15 protein-coding genes and 1 CRISPR repeat array are annotated in these 24,699 nt (G+C 39.2%); of the genes, 10 read left to right on the plus strand and 5 right to left on the minus strand.

Going from position 1 to position 24,699, the window contains the following annotated elements:
• The first annotated feature begins 360 nt into the window (after positions 1 to 360).
• The 4 genes from D0T85_RS19165 (at position 361) to D0T85_RS19180 (ending at position 4,519) form a co-directional block, all read left to right on the plus strand.
• The gene (locus tag D0T85_RS19165; protein ID WP_163215120.1) at positions 361 to 1,233 is read left to right on the plus strand and encodes an electron transfer flavoprotein subunit beta/FixA family protein; all 873 of its coding nucleotides are present in this window, start codon (positions 361 to 363) and stop codon (positions 1,231 to 1,233) included.
• A gap of 87 nt (positions 1,234 to 1,320) precedes the next feature.
• Positions 1,321 to 2,340: an electron transfer flavoprotein subunit alpha/FixB family protein gene (locus D0T85_RS19170; protein ID WP_163215121.1), complete on the plus strand. Its 1,020-nt coding sequence runs from the start codon at positions 1,321 to 1,323 to the stop codon at positions 2,338 to 2,340.
• Between the two features lie 48 nt (positions 2,341 to 2,388).
• Complete coding sequence (locus D0T85_RS19175) at positions 2,389 to 2,751, plus strand: four helix bundle protein (protein ID WP_163215122.1); 363 nt, start codon at positions 2,389 to 2,391, stop codon at positions 2,749 to 2,751.
• Positions 2,752 to 2,812: 61 nt separating this feature from the next.
• Positions 2,813 to 4,519, plus strand: a complete 1,707-nt coding sequence (locus tag D0T85_RS19180) for an acyl-CoA dehydrogenase family protein (RefSeq protein ID WP_163215123.1) — start codon at positions 2,813 to 2,815, stop codon at positions 4,517 to 4,519.
• Positions 4,520 to 4,627: 108 nt separating this feature from the next.
• Here D0T85_RS19180 and D0T85_RS19185 read toward each other — a convergent pair whose 3' ends face one another.
• Together D0T85_RS19185 and D0T85_RS19190 are read right to left on the minus strand one after the other, a co-directional pair.
• Positions 4,628 to 5,755, minus strand: coding sequence for a hypothetical protein (locus tag D0T85_RS19185; RefSeq protein ID WP_163215124.1), 1,128 nt, complete (start codon positions 5,753 to 5,755; stop codon positions 4,628 to 4,630).
• An 11-nt stretch (positions 5,756 to 5,766) separates the two neighbouring features.
• On the minus strand, positions 5,767 to 6,786 hold the full coding sequence (locus tag D0T85_RS19190) for a low specificity L-threonine aldolase (protein WP_163215125.1): 1,020 nt from the start codon (positions 6,784 to 6,786) through the stop codon (positions 5,767 to 5,769).
• Between the two features lie 549 nt (positions 6,787 to 7,335).
• On the opposite strand from D0T85_RS19190, the gene D0T85_RS19195 reads away from it, so the two are divergent.
• The 4 genes from D0T85_RS19195 to D0T85_RS19210 all read left to right on the plus strand — a co-directional run bounded on the left by D0T85_RS19195 (position 7,336) and on the right by D0T85_RS19210 (position 14,395).
• Positions 7,336 to 9,945, plus strand: a complete 2,610-nt coding sequence (locus D0T85_RS19195; RefSeq protein ID WP_163215126.1) for a sensor histidine kinase — start codon at positions 7,336 to 7,338, stop codon at positions 9,943 to 9,945.
• A gap of 139 nt (positions 9,946 to 10,084) precedes the next feature.
• Positions 10,085 to 11,560: a TolC family protein gene (locus D0T85_RS19200; RefSeq protein WP_163215127.1), complete on the plus strand. Its 1,476-nt coding sequence runs from the start codon at positions 10,085 to 10,087 to the stop codon at positions 11,558 to 11,560.
• Between the two features lie 167 nt (positions 11,561 to 11,727).
• Positions 11,728 to 13,074, plus strand: coding sequence for a sigma-54 dependent transcriptional regulator (locus tag D0T85_RS19205; RefSeq protein ID WP_163215128.1), 1,347 nt, complete (start codon positions 11,728 to 11,730; stop codon positions 13,072 to 13,074).
• Between the two features lie 28 nt (positions 13,075 to 13,102).
• On the plus strand, positions 13,103 to 14,395 hold the full coding sequence (locus D0T85_RS19210; RefSeq protein WP_163215129.1) for a PAS domain-containing sensor histidine kinase: 1,293 nt from the start codon (positions 13,103 to 13,105) through the stop codon (positions 14,393 to 14,395).
• Between the two features lie 398 nt (positions 14,396 to 14,793).
• Here the strand turns inward: D0T85_RS19210 and D0T85_RS19215 are convergent, their stop codons facing one another.
• From D0T85_RS19215 to aspT, 3 genes are all read right to left on the minus strand, one after another.
• Positions 14,794 to 16,068 carry a DcaP family trimeric outer membrane transporter gene (locus tag D0T85_RS19215; RefSeq protein ID WP_163215130.1) on the minus strand — a complete coding sequence of 425 codons (1,275 nt, stop codon included), beginning with the start codon at positions 16,066 to 16,068 and terminating at the stop codon, positions 14,794 to 14,796.
• A gap of 77 nt (positions 16,069 to 16,145) precedes the next feature.
• Entirely contained in the window at positions 16,146 to 17,774 is a 1,629-nt protein-coding gene (gene aspD / locus D0T85_RS19220; RefSeq protein ID WP_163215131.1) for an aspartate 4-decarboxylase, read from the minus strand.
• 432 nt (positions 17,775 to 18,206) lie between these two features.
• Complete coding sequence (aspT, locus tag D0T85_RS19225) at positions 18,207 to 19,907, minus strand: aspartate-alanine antiporter (RefSeq protein WP_163215132.1); 1,701 nt, start codon at positions 19,905 to 19,907, stop codon at positions 18,207 to 18,209.
• A 602-nt stretch (positions 19,908 to 20,509) separates the two neighbouring features.
• Positions 20,510 to 21,437: direct repeats of the CRISPR family, unit length 35 nt; unit sequence GAATGTTGTTGTGACTGCGTAAGCGGTATTGAGAC.
• 1,124 nt (positions 21,438 to 22,561) lie between these two features.
• Between aspT and D0T85_RS19230 the strand changes: the two genes are divergently transcribed.
• Together D0T85_RS19230 and D0T85_RS19235 are read left to right on the plus strand one after the other, a co-directional pair.
• A complete protein-coding gene (locus D0T85_RS19230) occupies positions 22,562 to 23,683 on the plus strand; it encodes a DUF262 domain-containing protein (RefSeq protein WP_163215133.1) in 1,122 nt (373 codons plus the stop codon).
• Entirely contained in the window at positions 23,680 to 24,699 is a 1,020-nt protein-coding gene (locus tag D0T85_RS19235) for a DUF3696 domain-containing protein (protein WP_163215134.1), read from the plus strand. Before D0T85_RS19230 ends, D0T85_RS19235 begins: the two co-directional genes overlap by 4 nt.

The following is a 24,699-nucleotide window of genomic DNA, read 5'->3' on the forward strand; positions in this document are numbered from 1 at the left end:
ACAAAGTATCGCATGAAGCCTTCCTTTGGCGGAGACAAAGATAGAAAAAATATTTAATTTAATTTGGAATTCAACACAGTACCTCTGTGTTTTAATTTTAGTTCAACTCAGTCTTTAACCGAACCAAACTCTGTGATAAAATCATATTATTATTGCTCAAAAAACATAATTCTGTGCATTATTTCAAAACTTATTCTTGTCAATACCAAGTGTTTGTTTAAATTTGCACCGGAATTAGTTTTGAATTTTGGGTTATGAGTTTTGAGTTCCGTGCGGCATCGCCAACTCAAAACTCAAAACTCATAACTCAAAACTCAAAACTCAATTTAGAAAGTTTCTAATACCAAAATATTAATAAACATGAGTTTGAAAATTGTTGTTTTGGCAAAACAAGTACCCGACACTAGAAATGTAGGGAAAGATGCCATGAAAGCCGACGGAACAGTAAACCGTGCGGCGCTCCCTGCGATCTTCAACCCGGAAGACTTAAATGCACTTGAGCAAGCCCTCCGTTTGAAAGACGCCCATCCAGGCTCTACCATTACCATGTTAACCATGGGACCGGGACGTGCAGCCGATATTATTCGTGAAGGATTATACCGTGGTGCTGATAATGGTTATCTGTTAACCGACCGCGCTTTTGCCGGTGCAGATACACTTGCCACATCGTATGCACTTGCAACTGCAATCCGCAAAATCGGTGATTTCGATATTATCATAGGTGGTCGTCAGGCTATTGATGGTGATACAGCACAGGTAGGCCCACAGGTTGCCGAGAAACTTGGGTTAACACAAATTACTTACACAGAAGAAATCTTAAAGGTTGAAAACGGTCGTATTACAGTAAAACGCCACATTGATGGTGGTATTGAAACTGTTGAAGGTCCGCTTCCTATTGTTCTTACAGTAAATGGCTCAGCAGCGCCTTGCCGTCCGCGCAATGCAAAATTAATACAGAAGTATAAACACGCTAAAACCATTACCGAAAAACAACAAGGTGATCTTGATTACACCAACCTGTATGAAAGATGCGACTATCTCAACCTGGTTGAATGGAGTGTTACCGATGTGAATGGCGATCTGGAACAATGTGGACTATCGGGTTCGCCAACAAAGGTGAAAACAATTCAGAACATTGTTTTCCAAGCTAAAGAAAGCAAAACACTTACCAGCAGCGACCGTGATGTTGAAGATTTAATGGTTGAGCTTTTGGCTAATCACACAATAGGATAAGTAATGAGTAAGGAGTAATGAGTGGTGAGAACGATGCCGTTCCCAATAACTCAAAACTCAAAACTCAAAACTCAAAACTTTTAAATTATGAATAACTTATTTGTATATTGCGAAATTGAAGATAATACCATTGTGGATGTTAGCCTTGAACTTCTTACAAAAGGTCGCTCATTGGCTACCCAACTCAACTGCCAGCTCGAAGCAGTTGTAGCAGGTACTAATCTTAAAGATATAGAAAAACAGGTACTCCCTTACGGAGTTGACAAATTGCATTTGTTTGATACAGAAGGATTATATCCTTATACATCTCTTCCTCATACTTCGATTCTTGTAAATCTTTTCAAGCAGGAACAACCTCAGATATGTTTAATGGGAGCTACGGTTATTGGCCGTGACCTTGGACCAAGAGTTTCATCGGCGTTGCACAGTGGTCTTACTGCCGACTGTACTTCGCTGGAAATTGGTAACCACGAAGATAAGAAAGCCGGAGTAACGTATGAAAATTTGTTGTATCAAATTCGTCCTGCTTTTGGTGGTAACATTGTAGCTACTATCATAAATCCTGAACACCGCCCACAAATGGCAACTGTTCGCGAAGGGGTGATGAAGAAACAAATCCTGAGTCCTGATTATAAAGGAGAGGTGATTAATCACGATGTTAAAGAATATGTATCCGATTCGGATTTCATTGTTAATGTAATCGAACGTCACATAGAAAAAGCAAAACACAATCTGAAAGGTTCACCTATTGTTGTAGCCGGAGGATATGGTGTAGGTTCTAAAGAAAACTTTGATTTACTGTTCGACCTGGCAAAGGTACTGAATGCTGAAGTAGGTGCTAGTCGTGCCGCTGTTGACGCAGGATTTGCCGATCACGATCGCCAGATTGGTCAAACAGGGGTTACAGTACGCCCTAAACTATACATAGCGTGTGGTATATCCGGACAAATACAGCATATTGCCGGTATGCAGGAAAGTTCAATGATTATTTCAATCAACAACGACCCTGATGCACCAATCAATACCATAGCTGATTATGTGATTACAGGTAGCATTGAAGAGGTTGTACCTAAGATGATTAAGTATTATAAGCAAAACAGTAAATAAAGGAGGGAAGGAGTTAAAGGGAGTTAAAGGAGTTAAAGCTTAAAAACAATGTATACTCAAAGTTTTAAAGATATTACTGCTTGGCAAAAAGCACATCAATTTGTATTGATGACTTACCAGACAACAAACTCTTTTCCCAATTTCGAACGATTTGGATTATCTTCTCAATTTCAACGAGCAGCTGTATCAATTGCAGCTAATATTGCTGAAGGGTATAAGAAAAGAGGTAGTAATGACAAGTTGCGTTTCTTTAATATATCTCAAGGTAGTCTCGAAGAATGTAGATATTATATCCTTCTTTCAAAAGATCTAAATTATATTACTGAAAAGAAGTACAATGAATTAACTGAGAGACTGGAAGAAACAAGTAGACTCCTGAATGCCTATTGTAAAGGTATCCAAAAGCTTTAACTCCTGAATGAGCAAAGCGAATGGTAACTCCTTTAACTCCTTCTCTCCTAAAAAAAATAATATGGCTAACTTTTATACCGATACTCCTGAATTGCGGCATTATCTTGACCATCCGCTCATGAAACGGATTGTTGAACTCAAAGAGCGTAACTATGCCGACAAAGATAAATTTGATTATGCTCCTGTAGATTTTGAAGATGCAATGGACAGCTACGATAAAGTACTGGAAATTGTAGGAGAAATCTGTGCAGAAATTGTTGCTCCAAATGCAGAAGAAGTGGACCATGAAGGCCCAACAGTAGCCGATGGACGAGTAACTTATGCAAGTGGTACAGCTAGAAATCTGGATGCTACAACAAAAGCCGGATTAATGGGTATGGCTATGCCACGCCGGTTTGGTGGTTTGAATTTCTCGAATGTACCTTATATGATGGCTGCCGATATGGTGAGCCGTGCTGATGCCGGTTTTGAAAACTTATGGGGATTGCAGGATTGTGCCGAAACAATTTACGAATTCGCTAATGAAGATCAGAAACAAAGATACATCACCCGTGTTTGTGCCGGTGAAACTATGTCGATGGACTTAACCGAACCCGATGCCGGATCGGATCTGCAAGCTGTTATGCTTAAAGCAACTTACAGCGAAAAAGATGGATGCTGGTATCTGAATGGTGTTAAGCGCTTTATTACAAATGGTGATGCTGATATCCACCTTGTACTTGCACGCTCGGAAGAGGGTACTCGTGATGGTCGTGGATTATCTATGTTTATATACGACAAACGTAACGGTGGTGTAACTGTGCGTCGTATTGAAAACAAAATGGGTATCAAAGGATCGCCAACTTGTGAATTGGTTTATAAAAATGCCAAAGCTGAGCTTTGCGGAGACAGAAAACTTGGTCTTATCAAGTATGTAATGGCATTAATGAATGGTGCACGTTTAGGTATTGCAGCACAGTCTGTTGGACTTTGCCAAGCTGCATACAACGAAGCACTGGATTATGCTAAAGACCGTAAACAGTTTGGTAAAGCAATTATTGAATTTCCGGCTGTATCCGAAATGCTTTCATTAATGAAAGCTAAACTGGATGGTGCCCGTAGCCTTTTGTACGAAACAACTCGTTTTGTTGATATCTACAAAGCACTCGATGATATTGCTAAAGAACGCAAACTTACTCCGGAAGAACGTCAGGAACAAAAGTTATACGCTAAGATGGCCGATAGCTTTACTCCGCTTTCAAAAGGTATGAGTAGCGAATATGCCAATCAAAATGCATATGATTGTATCCAGATACACGGTGGTTCGGGATTCATGAAAGATTATGCCTGCGAACGTATTTATCGCGATGCACGTATCACATCTATCTATGAAGGAACTACTCAGTTACAGGTAGTGGCTGCTATTCGTTATGTTACTAATGGGGCTTATCTGGCCCGAATCCGTGAGTACGAAGCGCAAGAAGTAGCTCCTGAACTGGAAGGTTTAAAGAACCGTTTGAAAGATATGGCCAGCAAATATGCAGCCGCTGTTGAACAGGTAACAGAAGATAAAGATCAGGAATTCCTTGATTTCTGTGCACGTCGCCTGGTTGAAATGGCTTCTCATATTATTATGAGCCACTTATTGCTTCAGGACGCTTCTAAGAATAGCGAATTATTCTCTTCTTCGGCTAATGTATACGTTCGTTATGCTGAGGCAGAAATAGAAAAGCATATCAACTTCATTCGTAAGTTCGATAAAGATGCGTTAGCGTATTATAGGAAGTAAAGGAGGTAAAGAATAGAAGGAGGTAGAGTGAGGTAAAGGAACGATGCCGCATGGCTTCTTTACCTCCTTTTACCTCACCTCTACCTCCTTTACCTCACTCTACCTCCTTTATCTACTAATCACCTTCGTATTCAACCTTAAATTAATTCCAAAGCTATAATCAAACTTATTTAGCTTTATATCAAAATAACTTTCCGCCTGCGCACCAATAGAAAATGATTTATGTAACTGCTTAAAATAGGATACTTTAGCAGTAAACAGTTGACGGGTTTTGTGCACTTCATCCGGATATCGCAGATTAAACGAACTGAACAGAGGATCTCCGTCTACACTATAAAATTGGCAGCCATGATAATACCCAGCCATCAGATCAATGTATTTAGTCTCGGCCTTGAAAACAGGATAAACAGCCCATCCATTATCATAAGGGCGAAGTTCTTTGTTCGAAAGTTTATCGTAATAGCCTAATAAATAGGTATCGAACCCTAAAGAGCGAATGGTGCGGCCATGCAATTTCCATTTCATCTTAAGGCCGGTTGCTACATTTCCGGTAACAATCATTTTTTCGTCGGAGGTATCAATCTGTCCACCTTGGTGATAAATTAGCAGTTGAAAGGGTAGTGTCAACTGAAAATCGTTCTCTTCCGGGCTTAACCGTGCAGAAGCCGATAAACCAAAGTTCAATATTTCAGGCACAGAATCACCATGTTCAATATACCGTCGCCAATCAACCCATACATCTGCAAAAAACCGATCGTCTTTGTATATTACCTGCAAACCACTTTCTTGTTTTTCAACCAGTTGATTATCCCATCGGTATAATGGCTCTATTAACCTATGATTGGCACCACCATAAAGATTACCAAAAACCAGATGTAAGTTAGGACGGATAGCATATTGAATCCGGGCATAGAATTCGTTGAATGTAGAAAGTACATCATCGTCTTGATTACCAGAAAGATAAAGACCCAACACCCCCAGCTCAAACCGAAGTTTATTATCAATCTGGTAACCTGCCTTGGGTATAAACCGTATTCCGGGAAAGGTTTGTCCTTTCGATAAAGGGCTGAAGTATTCGTTATTCTTAAAGAACCCAACAGCATCTATATCAAGCGTTAACTTGTTATTATTCTCTTCTTTAATATCCGGAGAGGTAGTCAGAAACTCTGGAATCCATTGCGCATAACCATTAACAACCCAACAAGCAAGTAATAGTAAAATCAATATTTTCTTCATGTAATTTAAGCTTAAGAAAGTTTATGATAAAGAGCCAGAAAGTCATCAATATCTTGTTGGGTAGTATCGAACGAAGTAACCAAACGTATTTCGTTCTTTTCTTCATTCCAGAAATAAAAGAAGTACGACTCCAATAATTTATCAATAATTGCACGAGGCGCTGTTAGAAAGAGCTGGTTACTTTCTACTTTTTGTGTAAAATGTATTTCGGGATATGCTTTAAGTGCAAGATATAAACGATTTGCCATGCTGTTGGCATGAACAGCATTTTTTAGCCAAAGGTTATCTGTGAGATAAGCCGTGAACTGACAAGACAGATAACGCATTTTGGATGCTAACTGTGCTGATTGTTTCCGGATGAATAGTGCTTCCTGTTTTAATGCCGGATTAAAAACAACAACACATTCGCCCATCATTAACCCGTTTTTTGTACCCCCAAAGCTTAGTATATCAATACCACAGTTCACTGTTAATTGGCGTAATGATACATTTAAAGAGGCACATGCGTTTGCTATGCGGGCACCATCCATGTGCACATACATGCCATGTTGATGTGCTAAAGAGGTTATTGCCTGCAGTTCATCTACCGAATAAACTGTTCCCAGCTCGGTACTTTGCGATAAATAAATAATGCCGGGTTGCGAATGATGCTGATCGCCAAAACCATGAAGATAAGGTTTTATAAGATCAGGAGTTAATTTCCCGTCGGTAGTAGCAATCGGCCGAATCTGGCAACCTGTGCTTTTTACAGGGCCCCCACATTCATCTACATAAATATGAGCTGTTTCGGCACATAGAATTGAATTGAATGGGCGGGTAAGGAGTTGTAACGCTATTATATTACTACCGGTTCCGTTAAATACAAAAAATGGTTCACACTCGGCAGTAAATGTTTCTTTAATCTTTGCAGTAGCTTCTACTGTCCATTTGTCATCACCATAGCCAACTGCATGATCAAGATTGGCACTTAAAAGTGCATCCATAACTAAAGGATGAACACCGGAATTATTGTCGGAGGCAAAACTTCTCATAAGATAATTCTAAAATTTCGTTCAAATTTAGGAACTATTTCTTTGAAATGAATTGATATTTCCTTTTTTTTGCGTTCTACGGGCTGTAAGCCCGAGTAAGAGGGTGTGTCAAAACTCCAATCGGTCTTTGATTTAGTTACAGTTTGTAAGCAAGGGCTGTAAGCCCGTTCGATTTAGCCCAGGGTTTTAACCCTGGGTAAGCTATCAATCGCCAACAATGAAGTGCTGTAAGCACGATCCTAGGCTATTCGTTCGTGCTTACAGCACTCTGATTGGTGCTTTTCGTACATACCCAGGGTTAAAACCCTGGGCTAAATCGAACGCACTTTCAGTGCTTAACTTACAATTCGTTACTAACTCTAAGAACACGTTCTATTTTGACACAGCCTCTTATAAATCGTAACTAATTCAAAGAACACTCTCACTTTTGACCCTCTTATAACAGCAACCACGCCCTAACGCCTCACATCGAAAGGTTAAAAGTAAGCTTCCTTATAAGATTGTTTTTAATTTTTCTTTAAGTTTGCAAATAAATTGATACTTCAGCGTATGCTTAATAATATAAACCGGATTTGGCTGATTTTTCTGCTACTAATTTATTCTCTTTATACAGAAGCCTCCGAACGTTCTGTATACAATGTTCTTTTTGTACAATCTTACACAGAGAAAGATACAGGAAGTGAAGAATTATCAGAAGGATTAAAAAATGGGTTTAATGCTAATTCCATATCAGCAAATATTGAGGTTAAATATCTGAATAGCCGGTTGTATAACTCGGACGAGGAAGAAGAACTGATGCGTAAATTCTGTAAAGAAGCTACAGCCCGTGGTGCAGATTTGATTGTTGTATCTAACGATGAGGCTTTGTACAGCTTGCTTAACTGTGGTGACTCTTTGCCTTTTCGGGTTCCTGTGGTTTTCTTCGGGGTTGCTTTTCCCAATCAGCCTTTAATGAGTAAATATAAAAACATTACAGGTACTACCTTGCCACATCCTTATGATGTTGTGCTCGAAACAGCAAAAAAAGTTTTTCCGGAGCGGTACAAAGTTGTAATGGTAAGTGAAGATACTGTATTAGGACGTAAAGGAACCGGAATGTTTCAGCGTTATTGGCCCGATTTCTTCAACAAAAATACAAACTACGAACTACAAACATATAACATAACACATGATCCTTTGACAGATATTCTTGGTGATATTCAAATATCCCAGGATGCACAGAAATCAATTATGGTTGTTCCGTATTGGGGGTTATACATGACTTCAATATCGAAAGTATCAAAAGCTCCCACTTTTACTCTTTGTGGTACAGCCTTACTCAATGGAGTGTTTTGTGCCATAGGTCCGGATATGTATAAGGATGCAGTACAAGCAGCAAACATTGCCAGCCGTGTTTTATTGGGCGAGAAAACGTATAATATTCCAGTAACCGAAAGCAGTTTCCAACTAACATTTGATTATAAGCAATTGAAGTTTTTTAATGTAAAGAAAGATCAGTTGCCCCGTGGAAGTGTGATTATAAATGAACCTTACATAGAAAAGTATGCAGTAATCATAATTCTGTTCTATACTCTTCTTCTGGGTTTACTTGTATTTATTGTAGTAAGGTTGATCTTGAAATATCGTCGCGAATCCCGCAAGCGAATACATGCCCAAACAAAACTGCTTGTTCAAAACAGATTGATTGCACAAAGAAATGAATTCGATCACATCTTTCACTCAATTCGCGATGCTGTGGTTACCTATGGTACCGATTTTAGGATACATTTTGTAAACAAGGCATTGCTACAAATGCTGAATATTCAGGAAGATATTGATGCAGTTCCTTCACGCCCTTTCGAAGGACAGGAGGCACAGACCTTGATTGCTCTCTATAATAATGGTACAGATATCCTTATGCCCTTATTGCAAAAAGTGAGTAAGGAAGGTGTAAATCTAATTATCCCCGAAAATAGTTTTATTAAAGATGTACATAGCAACAATTACTTTCCTGTATCCGGCGAGATTGTTCCTTTATACGATAAAAACAAGCAAACAGGTTTGGTTTTTACTTTCCGTAATGTATCGGAGGTTGCTATGCAGAAGCACTTTTTCAGCTTGGCAGTTGAAGAAAGCTCCATCTATCCCTTACAATATAGTACTGTTACAAATACATTTATTTTTCCTGTGGGTTATATGAACCACATGGGATTTGAAGGAACTTTTCTTTCCAAAGAAAAAATGAACAACAATATTCATCCGGCCGATTTGCCCGAGGTGTTAAATGGTTTTGAGGATATTCTAGGTGGAAAGAGATGTACAAACCGGTTAACTTTCAGGCAACGGAATAATACAGGCAATTATGAATGGTGGGAGTTTCGTCTTTCAGTTCTTTCGGGCTTAACCATAGATTCGCCTTATAGTATTTTGGGCGTTTGTCAAAGTGTACAACGATACAAATCAACCGAAGAAGAATTAATTGCAGCACGAGACAGGGCGTTGGAATCCGATAAATTGAAAACAGCTTTTCTAGCCAATATGAGTCACGAAATACGGACCCCATTAAATGCTATTGTAGGATTCTCCGATTTGTTGAAGAACTATAAAATGTTTACCGATGAAGAGATTCGTGAGTTTGTTGTAATTGTGAATGATAACTGTGAGTTGCTGCTGACACTGATAAATGATATCCTCGACCTGTCGAGAGTAGAAGCTGGGAGCATGGATTTCCAACTATCACCTTATTATCTGCCTCTGATTATGCAGGAAATATACGATTCGCAAAAATTATCCATGCCCCAAGGCGTTGAACTAGTACTGCAAATCCCCGAGAATAGCGAAAGAACAATATTAACAGACTGTGTTAGGCTGAAACAGGTAATCAATAATTTAATAGGTAATGCAATAAAATTCACCTTGCAAGGCTCTATTGAATTTGGATACACCGAAGAGGAAGAGCATTATACTACCTTTTTTGTAAAAGATACAGGGGCGGGTATTTCGCAAGAAGATCAGGAACGTATTTTTGAACGCTTTTATAAAGTAGATAGTTTTACTCAGGGAGCCGGATTAGGGCTTAGTATTTCTCAAACCATTGTAAATAGATTAAAAGGAACCATAAATGTAACTTCGCATATAGGCAAAGGTACCTGTTTCACTGTTAGAATACCCAATAGTTGAAAGTTGATTCTGAACAAACTGTTCATTTTCGGACATGTGGTTCAGATGTCAATGTGCAGATAATTAGTGTGTTATCTTTTTGGCATACCGTTTGACTCATCTTTTTCATAATTAGTAAAACACCGAAATAAATCCATATATGAAAAAGAAGATACTTTTTGCATTGTTAGTTTCGTGGCTTGCATGGCCATCTTATAGTCAAAACGAACGGAAGATAACCTTGCCCGAAGCAATAGCATTGGCTCGTGTACAATCTGTAGATGCAGCAGTTGCGTTAAACGAGTTAAAAACCTCTTACTGGGAATACAGAACTTTCAGGGCCGATTTATTGCCCGAAGTAAATTTTACAGGTACACTACCCAATTACAATAAATCTTATACACGTTATCAGCAGGAAGACGGTTCGTACACATTTGTGCGTAATAATTCTTTAGGCATATCCGGCGAGTTGTCCATCGATCAGAATATATGGTTTACAGGGGGTAAACTGTCAGTGTCGTCGTCTTTAGATTATATCAAGCAAATGGGAGCGAACGGGAAAGAAGTGTTTATGTCTATCCCTATCGGCTTAAAACTTACCCAGCCGATTTTTGGAGTAAATCATCTTAAGTGGAGCCGCCGGATTGAACCGGTTAAATACGAAGAAGCCAAAGCCGGTTTTATAACAGCTACCGAAGAAGTAACTATGCGAACCATTAATTACTTTTTTAATCTTTTGCTGGCTAAAGAAAACCTGGGAACCGCAAAACAAAATGAAGAAAATGCCAATCGGTTGTACGAAGTAGCTGTTGCCAAACGAAGAATGGGACAAATTTCAGAAAATGAATTGCTGCAACTTAAACTAGCTTCGCTTAAAGCTCAGGCATCGTTAACAGAAGCCGAAAGCAATTTAAATGCGAATATGTTTCAATTACGTGCCTTCTTAGGATTGTCGGAAACGGAAATACTTGAACCTGTATTACCCCAATCGGCACCAGCTTTACGAATGGAATATAACGATGTGTTGGATAAAGCTCTGCAAAGAAATTCTTTTGCACAGAATATTCGTCGCAGGCAGTTGGAGGCCGATTACAGTGTGGCCACCGCAAAAGGTAACATGCGCGAAATTAACTTATATGCCAGTGTAGGCTATACCGGACAAGATAAAACGTTATCTTCCTCCTATCGTAATTTGCTGGATAATCAGGTTATTGAGGTAGGTGTTACAATACCTCTGCTTGATTGGGGCAAACGGCGTGGAAAAGTAAAGGTAGCCGAAAGTAACCGGGAGGTAGTGTTATCGCGTATACGTCAGGAGCAAATGAATTTTAATCAGGATATCTTCTTGTTGGTAGAGAAGTTTAATAATCAGTTGGCACAGCTAACCATTGCAGATGAGGCCGACCAGATTGCACAAAAAAGATACAAAACCAGTATTGAAACATTTTTGATAGGCAAAATCAATACACTTGATTTGAATGATGCACAAACATCGAAAGATGATGCCCGCCAAAAACATATACAGGAAATGTTTTATTATTGGTACTATTATTATCAACTCCGTAGCCTCACACTATGGGATTTTGAACGAAACACTCAACTGGAAGTTGATTTTAAGATGAGTATTGAGCTGTGATGAGTATTGAGTTATGAGTTTTGAGTTTTGAGTTTGCTCTGCGGTATGTGTGGTATAATGAATTTAAAACTCAGAACTATTTTGTACTTTTGTACCAACTCATAACTCAATACTCACAACTCAAAACTCACAACTCAATACTCACAACTCATAACTCAATACTCAAAATGATACTAATAATAGATGACGACTCTTCCATACGTTCCTCTCTTAGCTTTATGCTGAAGCGAGCCGGATACGATCGCCATGCAGTTTCTACACCCAAAGAGGCGATTGAAGTTGTACGATCAACCCAACCAGATTTAATATTGATGGACATGAACTTTACCTTGTCTACCAACGGAGAAGAAGGATTAACACTTCTCAGGCAAGTTAAGATTTTCCATCCCGATGTTCCGGTTATTTTGATGACTGCCTGGGGAAGCATAGAACTTGCTGTACAAGGAATGCAGGCTGGTGCTTTCGACTTTATAACCAAACCCTGGAACAATGCTGCGCTGTTGCAACGTATAGAAACAGCTTTAGAATTATCTACTTCCGAGAAAGAGACCACCAAAGAGCAAACCTCCTTGTTAAAAAGAAGCAACATTATAGGAAACTCCAAGGAGCTGAATGATGTTTTAAATACAGTTGCCCGGATTGCTGCTACCAATGCTTCGGTATTAATAACAGGCGAAAGTGGTACAGGTAAAGAACTGATTGCCGAAGCCATTCACAAAAACAGTCAACGGGCCAAACAAGCATTTGTAAAGGTAAACCTGGGAGGTATTTCTCAAAGTCTTTTCGAAAGTGAAATGTTCGGGCACAAAAAGGGAGCTTTTACCGATGCTACATCCGATAGAATTGGGCGCTTTGAACTAGCCGATAAAGGTTCTATCTTTCTGGATGAAATAGGTGATCTGGATTTATCTTGTCAGGTTAAACTCTTGCGGGTGTTACAAGATCAAACCTTCGAGGTATTAGGCGATAGTCGTCCACGTAAAACAGATGTCAGGGTGATAAGTGCTACCAATGCCGATTTACGTAAAATGGTTACTGCCCATACTTTTCGCGAAGATCTTTTTTACCGCATCAATCTGATAACCATACATCTGCCTGCACTTCGCGAGCGTAGGGATGATATACCGTTACTGGCTCGTCATTTTGCTGATAACTTATCAAAAATGAATGGCCTGCCTTTGGTTGAATTTTCATCGGATGCAATAACTTTCCTTACCCGGTTACCCTATTCGGGAAACATCCGGGAACTTAAAAATCTGGTTGAAAGAACCATCCTGATGAGTGGTAAGTCGCGTGTAGACTCTTCCGATTTTGAACAACAGCATATTTATAGGGATGAGCAAGTAGGAAATACCAATCTGGCAGGAATGACATTAGACGAAATTGAACGTCAAACCATTGTTCAGGCTCTTGAACGGCATAAAGGCAACCTTAGTAAGGTAGCTACAGCATTAGGTGTAAGTCGTGCTGCTTTATATCGCAGGCTAGAGAAATATGGGATAAAAGAGGAATAAAAGTAGATAAAGATGATAAAGGACCCCCATGCGTATAAAAGGACTATTCGTTATTTTAGCAATTTTGATTTTAGCAATTATGGGATTGCTGGCATATATCGGTGCCCATTCTAAACTCTGGTTGTTTTATACCATAGAGGCTGTTATATTGATAACAATCGGTTATCTGGTATTCTTTTATCGGAAAATAGTTAAACCGTTGCATACAATAGGAAACGGAATGGAATTATTACGTGAACAGGACTTCAGCAGTCGCCTGACACGAGTAGGAGAGGAGGAGGCAGACCGTATTGTAGCCGTTTTCAATAAAATGATGGAACAACTAAAAGAAGAACGTTTGCGATTGCGCGAGCAGAACCATTTCCTCGATCTGCTTATTGAAGCCTCTCCAATGGGGGTACTTATTGTTTCGATGGATGGTGAGATTACACAGTGTAATCCTATGGCTTTGCGAATACTTGGTATATCCAATACCGAAGTTAACGGCAAATATCTCTCGGAAATAGACTCTCCATTAGCTGCCGAATTGTTAACTATTCCCCGTTCCGAAACCAGAACAGTGCGTTTGAATGATGCTAATATTTATAAGTGTACCCATTCTTCGTTTATTGATCATGGTTTTCCACATCCGTTTTATCTGGTTGAAAGCTTGACTGATGAAGTTATAAAGGCAGAGAAAAGAGCTTATGAAAAAGTAATCCGCATGATAGCACATGAGGTAAATAATACTACTGCCGGCATAACCTCTACATTAGATACAGTAGATGATGCCTTATCGGAAGTAAGTGATACCGAAGATATTCGCGAGGTTATGAGTGTTTGCATTGAACGTTGTTACTCGATGAGTCGTTTTATAACCCGTTTTGCTGATGTGGTTAAAATACCCGAACCTCATTTATCACCGGTTAACCTCAACGATCTTGCTTTTACCTGTAAACGCTTTATGGAAGGCATGTGCGCAGAAAGGAATATAACCATATCTTTAGATACTGCTAAAGTGCCCGAAGTTTATTTAGATCATTCTCTCTTTGAACAGGTATTGGTAAATATAATAAAGAATGCAGCCGAAAGTATTGAAAGCAACGGAGAGATAATTATTCGTACAGCTTCACCTGCATCAATTGAAATAATTGATAATGGAAAAGGTATTTCTAAAGATACAGAAGAGAAAATATTCACACCTTTCTTTTCAACCAAACCAAACGGACAAGGTATTGGACTTATTTTTATTCGTGAAGTTCTTACCCGTCATAATTGTACCTTCTCTCTCCGTACTTACAGCGATGGGTTGACTAGGTTTAAAATTAGTTTTGAGTTTTGAGTTTTGAGTAATGAGTTTTGAGTAGTGAGTTTTGAGTAATGCATGCGGCATCGGTTGGTAACGATGGAAGATTTTGAAGAGTAAAATTAGGCAATGTTGGTTAAAGTCGTTTGGTAAAGTGAGGTAAAGGAGGTAAAGTGAGGTAGAGTAGGTAAAGTAGGCGATGCCGCATGGATTCCCCGCCCTTGAGGGGCGGGGTGGCCTTTAGGCCGGGGCGGGGAGTGAAAACATACCGCATGGAAAATCGGTTGCACAACCTTTGAGTCCCCCCTCTCCGCCCTAAAGGGCACCTCTCCCCTCTAGGGAGAGGAATTCCATGCGGCATCGCACTACTCAACTACTTTACCTCCTCTACCTCACTTTACCTCCTTTCCCCTCTGATTTGAACCAAATATAACTCAAAACGAATACTGCATCAGCAAACTAACACGATTAGCTGAATTTGTTTCATTAAAATCGGTTTTCCATCCTCGCAGATATTCAGCACCAAACTTCATGTTAGAATTAATATTCCAAAAAGTGTTGGCAACCAGATATTGTCCGTAACGGTAAGTGTTGCTGTTGGCTACCGGATATCCGTTGTTCGTATATATACGGGACTGACTGTATGTTCCCGAAACAAATACTTTAGGGGTAATATTGTATTGTAAACCGGCATACCAGCCAAGCATGGGTAAGATCTGCATTCTGCCAGGTCTGTCAGGGTCTGGTACAAGGTCCATATTTAATTTGCCCAGGTCGTTATATGCATAACCTATTCCTTTACCGTAAGTTATCTGTCCAACAAGTTTGAGGTTCTTTAATGGGTAGGTCGACATACCTCCCTGAACACCCCATCCTGTTTGTGAGTATGCCTTTTGATCGATAATACTGCTATACGTCATTGTACGGACGATACCTGCTACCCGGAAATGACTGCTTTTCCCCCAATTGTATTGAATGTATGCAGGGAAATCGGGTGCGCGCTGAGTTTTTACAGTTGTATTATCGTTGGTAATAGCATTTACTTGTGGCACCTCTACTGCAACTCCAAAACTCCAGTTCCTTGAAAGCACCCGTGCATAACGTAATAGAGTTGTGCGATAAAGCACCTGACCGGCAGGTCCTTCAAAATCTACAGTTGCCGGTGCAGCATTGGCATCGGTAAATGTTCCGTAATCGTATCCGGCAGTGAATCCCAGAAAAGCAACATAGGCATGATGTAGCTTGAATGTGCTGTTGCTTCCACGAAAATATCCGTTTACATATACAGTGAAGTTTCCCAATGTTTTTGTTTTACCCACAAGTTTCACAAACAAACTCGATGAAGAGGCATCCATCTGAAATTTATTTCGGGCATAATCGCCGTTGGTACCCGGAGTTGTAATTAACGACGGATAAAAGTCTACATTATCTACCACACCACCAAAATCATATTCGGCCACAGCTCTTACATTTCCACCAATCCCTAATGAAAAATTCCCATTGCTGTCTACTAAAACAAAACGAGGGGCTTGTGGATCGTGAAAACGTATTTGCCGGGTTACATCTGTTACATCAATAACTTCCTTTCCGGCTTTGTTGTACGATTTAAACAAGAGGTAATTGGACTCATTATCATTTTGGGCAAGGCAATTTAACGAGAATAAGCCCATTAGTAGTAATGAGCAAATTATTTTAAATTTTACTTTCATTTCAAATAGGTTTTGTTGTTATAGGGTTATAATAATGGGGCAGGTTAAGTAGATATGGAGGCCAACGGCCTCAGGAATTATTTCTTAGCTTTCCACTCAGCCGCGTACTCATCCAGAATGCTCCTTATCCCTTTACCAATAACTACATAATCCTTTTCATTGAGATTAGCCAATGATGCACGGATGCTCCATTCAGGCCCATCGAATCCGCCACCATTCAGCAGAACCAGTGAGGTTTCGTTTGCCAGGCGGAATACCACATCAACAGGTTCGTAGTTTGCTTTCAGGTATTTAACAAAATCAGTTCCGTATAGTTTCTCGGCCCATACAATCATATCAATTTCGGCATAATATCCTGCACGTAACGGATCATCAGTGAAGGTAAAGCCTGTATTTTCCCAAAGCGCTTTTAACCGGCTTTGGATAATTTCCTGCATCTTGATTTTATATTTATCTTCTTTATCTAACAAAGAGAATGCAGCAAACAAAGTCATCTGAATTTGTTGAGGCAGCGATAAACCGGCTGTATGGTTCAGGGCTATCTGACGGCTGTCGGCTACCATGCGGTCAATAAACTTCATCTTTTCCGGATGCAGTGTTAGGCTCTCGTACCGGTTGTGTAATGCTTGCTTTTTGTCATCGGGCAATTGAGCAATCATCTTATCGTAAATATTGTCTTGATGCAGGGCAATTACAGCATCTCTCCATCCTGTTGCTCCAAAATATTTAGAGAATGAATATACACACAGTGTGTTGTGTGGTAAAACCTTCATGAACGATTTGAAGTGAGGAATAAATGTTCCATAAACATCATCAGTAATAATCATCAGGTTAGGATTATCATTCTTTACAATATCAGCAATTTGTTGCATGGTATCGTTGTCCATAGCATAACTTGGCGGGTTGCTTGGATTGATCACAAAGAGCGCTTTAATCTTTGGGTCCTTTATCTTATCTATTTCTTCTTTGCGATATTGCCATGTGTGGAAACCATCCTTTGTCATTTTATCGGCACAGATTTCAATCATATTGAAGCTGTATCTGCTTAAATGAGGAATCTCAATATACGGTGTAAAGGCAGGTGTAAGAAGTGCTATTCCATCGCCTTTGTTCAATAAGAAGTTCTCCTGCAACGAATCGAAGAGGTAACACATTGCTGCGGTTCCGCCTTCGGTAGCAAATAGATCGAACTTACCTTTAGGCGCTTTACGGTCGCACATTTCCTGAATCAGATAATCGTGAACTATCTGTTCTGTAAATTTCAATATGCGGTCGGGTACCGGATATTGATCACCAATAACCCCTTCGGCCCACTCATGAATAAGATCGTCCGGGTCGGCAGCATGTTCAAGTAACATATAGTTGTAGGCACCAATCAACAACTCGGCACCAGCTTCTTTTTCGTGTTTTTTGATGAATGCTTCGAAACGTGATGCTATTCCATCCTTTTCGGGGATACCTGCAATACCTTCTTTTAACAACATAACTCTTTTACATTCTTCAAGGCCAAACCGGCCAAGAAGGAAAAAGGCTTCTCTGGGTACTGTTGCAATCCAGTTAGGATTACCACGCCCTGCATTAAGCATGGTGCGGGTTATTTTCTTAATACTAACATCTGCCAGTTCAATTAGCTTGTTTTTTAATTCAAATGGGCTAATGCTTTCCATCTGTTTTTGGTAGCTTCTACCTGTAATCTGATTATCCATAATTTTAAAGTTTTTGAGTTGAATTATTCATACTTGTTTGGTTCAGTTAGGGGCTTTTTTGAACTAAAATTAAAACACAGAGTCACAGAAACACTGAGCTTTTCCTTGTGCTGAACACAGAGTTATTGTATGACAAAAGCGAATCCTCGTGAGCTTTGTTTTCTCTTTGCCACGTAGTGGCTATCTGTTCATAGCCCCGTGCGGGAGCGCGGGGTCTTGGTTGTGGCACCTTTCCTTGCGCCCCTATCGGGGTGCTATATGGAAAATAACATAGCACCCCGATGGGGCGCTTGCCATATTTGCTTTTGGGGTCCCCGCGCTCCCGCACGGGTCTATGAACAGATAGCCACTACGTGGCCCTCCGTGTTCAGCACAAGGAAAAGCTCCGTGTTTCTGTGCCTCTGTGTTTTAATTTCAATCGTCTAAATCCCATTACATCATTAATACAATTGCCACTCCCCATATAATTAACAGTGTATTACCTACTGCATAAGTTACGGTATATCCCAGTGCAGGGGTCTGACTTTCTACTGCATCCTGAATAGCACCCAATGCAGCTGTTGTTGTACGTGCGCCGGCAGTACATCCCAGTACATAAGCAGGATGGAATTTAAAAATGTATTTGGCCATTAATAAACCGGCAATAAGAGGTATGGCAGTTGCAAGTGCTCCAACTACAAACAGGCTGATACCTACTTGTTGAAAACCAGCTACGAAACCCGGACCAGCCGAAATACCTACTACAGCAATAAACATATTAAGACCTACATTATTAAGTATCCATTGAGCAGGTTCGGGAATACGACCAAATGTTGGATGCTTACCACGAAGCCAACCAAAGATTAATCCCATAATCAAAGCGCCACCACTGGTACTTAAGCTTAAAGGAACTCCACCAAGGTGTATGGTTAACGCACCAAACAGTCCTCCCAAAAGTATTCCTAATCCAACAAAGATCATATCTGTTTGATTGGTAGGGCGGTCTACATATCCCATTTGTTTGGCGGCTACTTCTACATCTCTTTTCATACCCACAAGTTCAATAACATCACCTGCATCAATAACCGTTTTAGCTAGTACCGGTATTTTTACTCCGGAGCGGTTAATGCTTTTAATGCTTACCCCATGCATAAACTTTTGGCTATTAATGTATTCCACATTCCTGGTAGCACAGGTTTTGCGGGTAACCATAACCGGTAATGTTTCGGCTGGGAAATCTAATAAAAGAGCATCCAATACTTCCGGACCAATCCAATCTTCTTCTCCAATAACAAACTCTCTTCTTCCACTGAGCACTACCTCATCGTTTTTCTTGAGTATCAAATCCGGGCTAACTTCTTTTATGGTGAGTTGTCCTTCCTGTCTTACTCTTTCAACAAAGAGATTCTTGTTTTCTTTCTGAAAATGTTTTTCCAGTTCGGCAATTGTTTTACCATTTCCAAACCAATCGTTTGTTATTTTATAAGCGCGGAATACAACCGGACGTGCAGCTTCCATAAATCCGGGCTCGTCGGCATCCGTTTTTCCCATTTTACCTTCCAGCTCCTTACATGCGGCTTTTACTTTATCTAAACCGCCCAACATACGCGGACCAATGGAAGCTAATATCCATGCCGAACCTGCTGTACCAAAAATGTAAGTTACAGCATACGCAACAGGTATTATATTAATATAGCTGGCTTGTTCGGCGGCACTTAAGCCTAACCCTTTAATCGTGTCTTCGGCTACACCGATAACAGCAGATATGGTTTGCGAACCGGCAAGTAAACCGGCAGCTTCGCCAGCATTGTAACCCATAATTTTTGCTAAAGCCCATGGTGCTAAGAGGCATATAATACACATAAGTGCGGCAAATCCCATCTGTGGCAAACCGTCCTTCTTGAGTCCGCGAAAAAACTGGGGTCCAACTTTATAACCGATTGCAAAAAGAAAAAGAAGAAAGAACACCGATTTTATAGGGCCGTCTACAGTAATGTTTAACTGCCCAACCAATACTCCAACAAGTAATACACTTGTAACTGTGCCCAAGCTGAACTTTCCGATTTTAAGTTTTCCAATCCAGAAACCAGCAAAGATTGTCAGGAATATGGCTAATTCGGGATGTTCTCTGAGTTGATTTACAATCCATTCCATAAATTAAAATTAGTTTGTTATTAGTAGTTAGTACTATAACAGAATAGAATGAAAAGTGTTTGATTGGGAATGAGAAAATATATTGAGATTTTTTTTAGACAGAAGAACAAAAGAACATATAGCCTGAATTATTCATGTTTTTTGTTGTAGGCTAAAAACATTTGCGAAAAACGTGTTTTTGGGATGTATTTGATTATGAGGCAATTATTGAAAACAGGAGAAATTCTTTCGCGAAAAAAAGTTCGCAAGAGGTTTGTTTTATAGGTTTTGAAAAATCTCTTGCGAAAATTAACAAACGTTTGCTAAATGTCCTTTGGTTTAATGTATTGATTATTAAAGCTTTGCGTAAATAGTGAAAAGCCTGTTTTTCGAAAGTGACAGGTGTTACTGCTCTGGCATTGAGCTTTGCGAAAAAAATCTTATTTGTATGCGGTTGATTACCAGATAAATAATGTGTTTGCGACGAATAAAGGGCTTGTTTTATAAGAAAAAATATAGTAGATTTGCGAAAATAACAACAGTAATCTAAATGAGACTGGTATACAGGTGGTTATGAAAGGATTGGAAAATAGTGGTTTTGTTAAGTTGTTGATAATGAGACAGAATGTTGTTGTGACTGCGTAAGCGGTATTGAGACACATAGGGTTAAATGAATATATATAGTTTATATGAATGTTGTTGTGACTGCGTAAGCGGTATTGAGACTAATCCTGCAATAATCAGTACTATTTTTATATTTGAATGTTGTTGTGACTGCGTAAGCGGTATTGAGACTTACTTTCATACACCATTAAGGCTTTCACGCCTTCGAATGTTGTTGTGACTGCGTAAGCGGTATTGAGACTCTTGTCAGAAAGAATCATTGCCTTTCCATCTGGAATGTTGTTGTGACTGCGTAAGCGGTATTGAGACACATACATTGCATTTTTTGCGGTGTTTTTGTTGAATGTTGTTGTGACTGCGTAAGCGGTATTGAGACTCCTCCAAAAACATTTTTGATACTGTTTCAAAACGAATGTTGTTGTGACTGCGTAAGCGGTATTGAGACTAGATTCAACATCTACAATCACTTCCTCAGTTTGAATGTTGTTGTGACTGCGTAAGCGGTATTGAGACTGGACTTGGTTTGCAGTAATATTTCCCTATCTCGAATGTTGTTGTGACTGCGTAAGCGGTATTGAGACGACGATGTAAATATCTCCACAATTATATCCCAGTAGAATGTTGTTGTGACTGCGTAAGCGGTATTGAGACCTCCGAAGAGTCTGTTTGTAACTCCACTAAACGTTGAATGTTGTTGTGACTGCGTAAGCGGTATTGAGACCTTAAAACCCATTGTCCTGCAAGTTTGTGGTTTGTGAATGTTGTTGTGACTGCGTAAGCGGTATTGAGACTCTAACGCTATTTCTTCTTTGAATTCCATATTGAATGTTGTTGTGACTGCGTAAGCGGTATTGAGACGCTAACGTTCTCTTAAAATAAGCGTTGTTGTTTTGAATGTTGTTATGACTGCGTAAGCGGTATTGAGACATAGTTAACAAAATAATAAACCATAACGATTAATATACATGTAACCATCAAGTTTGATTACATTACTATCGGTTCAACCAGAAGGTAGAGACGCAATGCATTGCGTCTATTATCAGAATTATCTGGCAAGGTTATAATCCCACAATGTTAACAGACGCAATGCATTGCGTCTCTACTTTTAAAAATCCCCATCTTCGGGCCGTAGGCCCAGCTCAATTCAGCCCAACGCAACGCGTTGGGTAAGATAACCACCTTATACACAGCGCGTCCTGAAAGGACAGCTCAATAAAAATTATACTATTAATACAACAACCTTTTTGCAATCCCCTACAGAAGATTTATCGCAAAAAAACCATCATAACTATCATAACGTACTTATCGAACTGTATTTCAATATATTACATTATGACAGATGCCCAAAAAGTAAAACATAAGTACCATTCGAAGTATCATAGAACAAAAACAGTTTCATTATAACTTGATCTAAAAAAACAAGTAGTTTCATTTTGTTTTCTACTAATGAAACTATTAGTTTTCTATATAGGAAACAACTAGTTTCATACGTAGAAAACAAGTAGTTTCCTATATAGAAAACAGTTGGTTTCCTACCGTGAAACCGTTGGTTTCCTACTGTGAAACTGTCAGTTTTGTATAGAGAAACAAACAGCATCCTACAGAGAAGCAAAAACCACATAACCGCATAACTAAAATAACCCCAAATACATGAAAGTAATTAGCATAGCCTGAATTATTCATATTCCAGAATGGAAGGAGTTAAAGGGAGTTATCAGGAACTTTGCTCCTTAGGAGTTATAGCAATCACCGGCAAATATAATGCATGTAGTTGTGTATTAGATAGTTAAGAGTGGTTTGTGGCGATTTTGAGTGAATGGTTATGATACTTGCAATGGTACTTATGTTTTACTTTTTGGGTATCTATCATAGTGTATCATATTGAAATTCAGTTTGATAGGTGTGTTATGATACTTATGATAGTTTTTTGGGCAAAAATCTTCTGTAAGCGATAAGGTTTACACAGAAATTCAAAAATTCAAAACGGTTTCTAACCATATTTAGGATGAAAAGAACTATTTTTGTATTCAACAATTTATTATTGGCAAGCAATGAAAGAGGACGAACCATTAGAAGGAGAATCTGGATTAGATATAACTGAAGAGGGCTCTATATATCCAAATACGGAAGTTAGGGTAGAAAAAGCACAGTATAGTATATTGCACTTGCAAACACTGTGCGAAAAAAGAAAAGAACTGATCATTGCTCCGAACTTTCAGCGCAACGAAGTGTGGAAAACCAAACAGGCTTCGGAACTGATTGAATCTATCTTGATGGGGATACCCATTCCACTGATGTATCTTTTTGAGGCAAAAGATGGAAAGAAACAAGTGGTAGATGGACGTCAACGCATTACTGCGATACTGGATTTCATGAATAACAAACTCCGTCTGGAAAATCTAAAGATATTAAACGGTCTTAATAAAAAATATTTCTCTGATCTGGAACCTAAATTGCAAGGCATATTTGAAGATTACCAGCTCTCGTTTTATATCATTCAACCACCAACACCCGAACGAATCAAATATGACATCTTTGATAGGGTGAACCGTGGAGGAACAAAACTAAACAATCAGGAAATGCGCAATGCCCTTTATCAAGGAAAGGCAACAGAACTGATTGATGCCATTTGCGAGTCGGAGGAGTTTAAAATAGCCACTGACTATGGGGTAAATCCGGCACGAATGAGAGATAGGTATATTGTGTTGCGTGCCATTGCCTTTTATTTTTTATTTGACGGAACGCTAAAACATGCCGATGTTGGCGGACAGCCAATAGAATACAAAAGTGACATTGATGATTTTTTGGCTAAAGTGATGATTTACATAAATGAGAAGAAAAGCAATGATGAAATCGAAAGTCTTAAAGACCTCGTTCTTGGTGTATTAAGAGATATACATCTTATTCTTGGAAACAACGCATTCAGGTTTGAGAGTAAAGGAGGCAATAAACGAAGACCGATAAATATGCCATTATTCGAAAGCCTCATTTATTTGTTTCTTTATGAATGGGATATGACAGACAAAGAATATATTCGAAATGAAATAAATAAGCTCAAAAGAAAATTTGATTTAAGTGGTCTTTTCAGCAACACAATAGACTCTACCAACAGTGTAGAATACCGGTTTGGCGAGATAGATCTGTTAATAAGAACTTTATCGGATAAAGAATGATACAAAATATAGAAATAGAAGGGCTTAAAAGCATTGAACAGCAAGAACTTACAATTAAGCCGTTAACAATTCTCACGGGATTGAATTCAACAGGTAAATCTACAGTATTGCAAGCAATACTATTGGTGAGCAAGCATATTACTAAAAATAGAACAGTATTTGATGCGCACAATATACTGAGCTCATTTCAAACCTTACGGAATATTTATAAAAGATCAAAAGAAATAAAGATTGAGTTGAAGATATCAGGCGAGGTTATTCGTCTTGTTTTGAATGATGACGATAGTGTATTGATTCAAGCCAATGAAAACCAGACTCTTTCCGAACTGGAAAAAAACCTCTATTACCTATCTGCTGGTCGAATCGGTCCCGAAGAGGTAGCACGCATGGACAACCAGCACATTTATTGTGGCGAAAATGGTTCGTATCTGTTTGGTACATTCGAGAAAGAGAAATCAACGCCTGTTGCCGAAAAGCTGATTAAAGAAACAAGCTCATACACATTGTCTACCCAGTTAAACTACTGGTTGAGCTACATTCTTGACATAAAGCTGGAACTAAATACAGAAAAACGGACAGAGCAATCTACCGAAGTCAGATTCAAAAGTGATGGTATTCCCAACCTTTTACCAACTCAACTGGGAGCAGGTGTAAGCTATTTAGCCAAAATACTCATCTTATGCCTGCGCGCCAAACCCGACGATACAATTATGATTGAGAATCCGGAAATACATCTGCATCCGGCAGCACAATCACGTTTGGGAGAATTCTTTTCTTTCATTGCCCAGGCAGGCATTCAATTAATTATTGAAACCCACTGCGAGCATCTTATCAATAAAGTGCAGTACGAGATATTCAAAAAAAAGATAAAAGCAGAAGATGTAGCTATCTACTACAAAAAAGGTATTACAATTCCTTATGTAGAAATTGTATTAAACGAAAATGGTAGATTCAATGATGAGTTTCCTGAGGGTTTCTTTGATGCAACTCTGGCAGAACTTTTAGAAATGGAATAA

The sequence above is a fragment of the Bacteroides sp. 519 genome, from assembly GCF_010500955.1.
Taxonomy (GTDB): Bacteria; Bacteroidota; Bacteroidia; order Bacteroidales; family Bacteroidaceae; genus Bacteroides.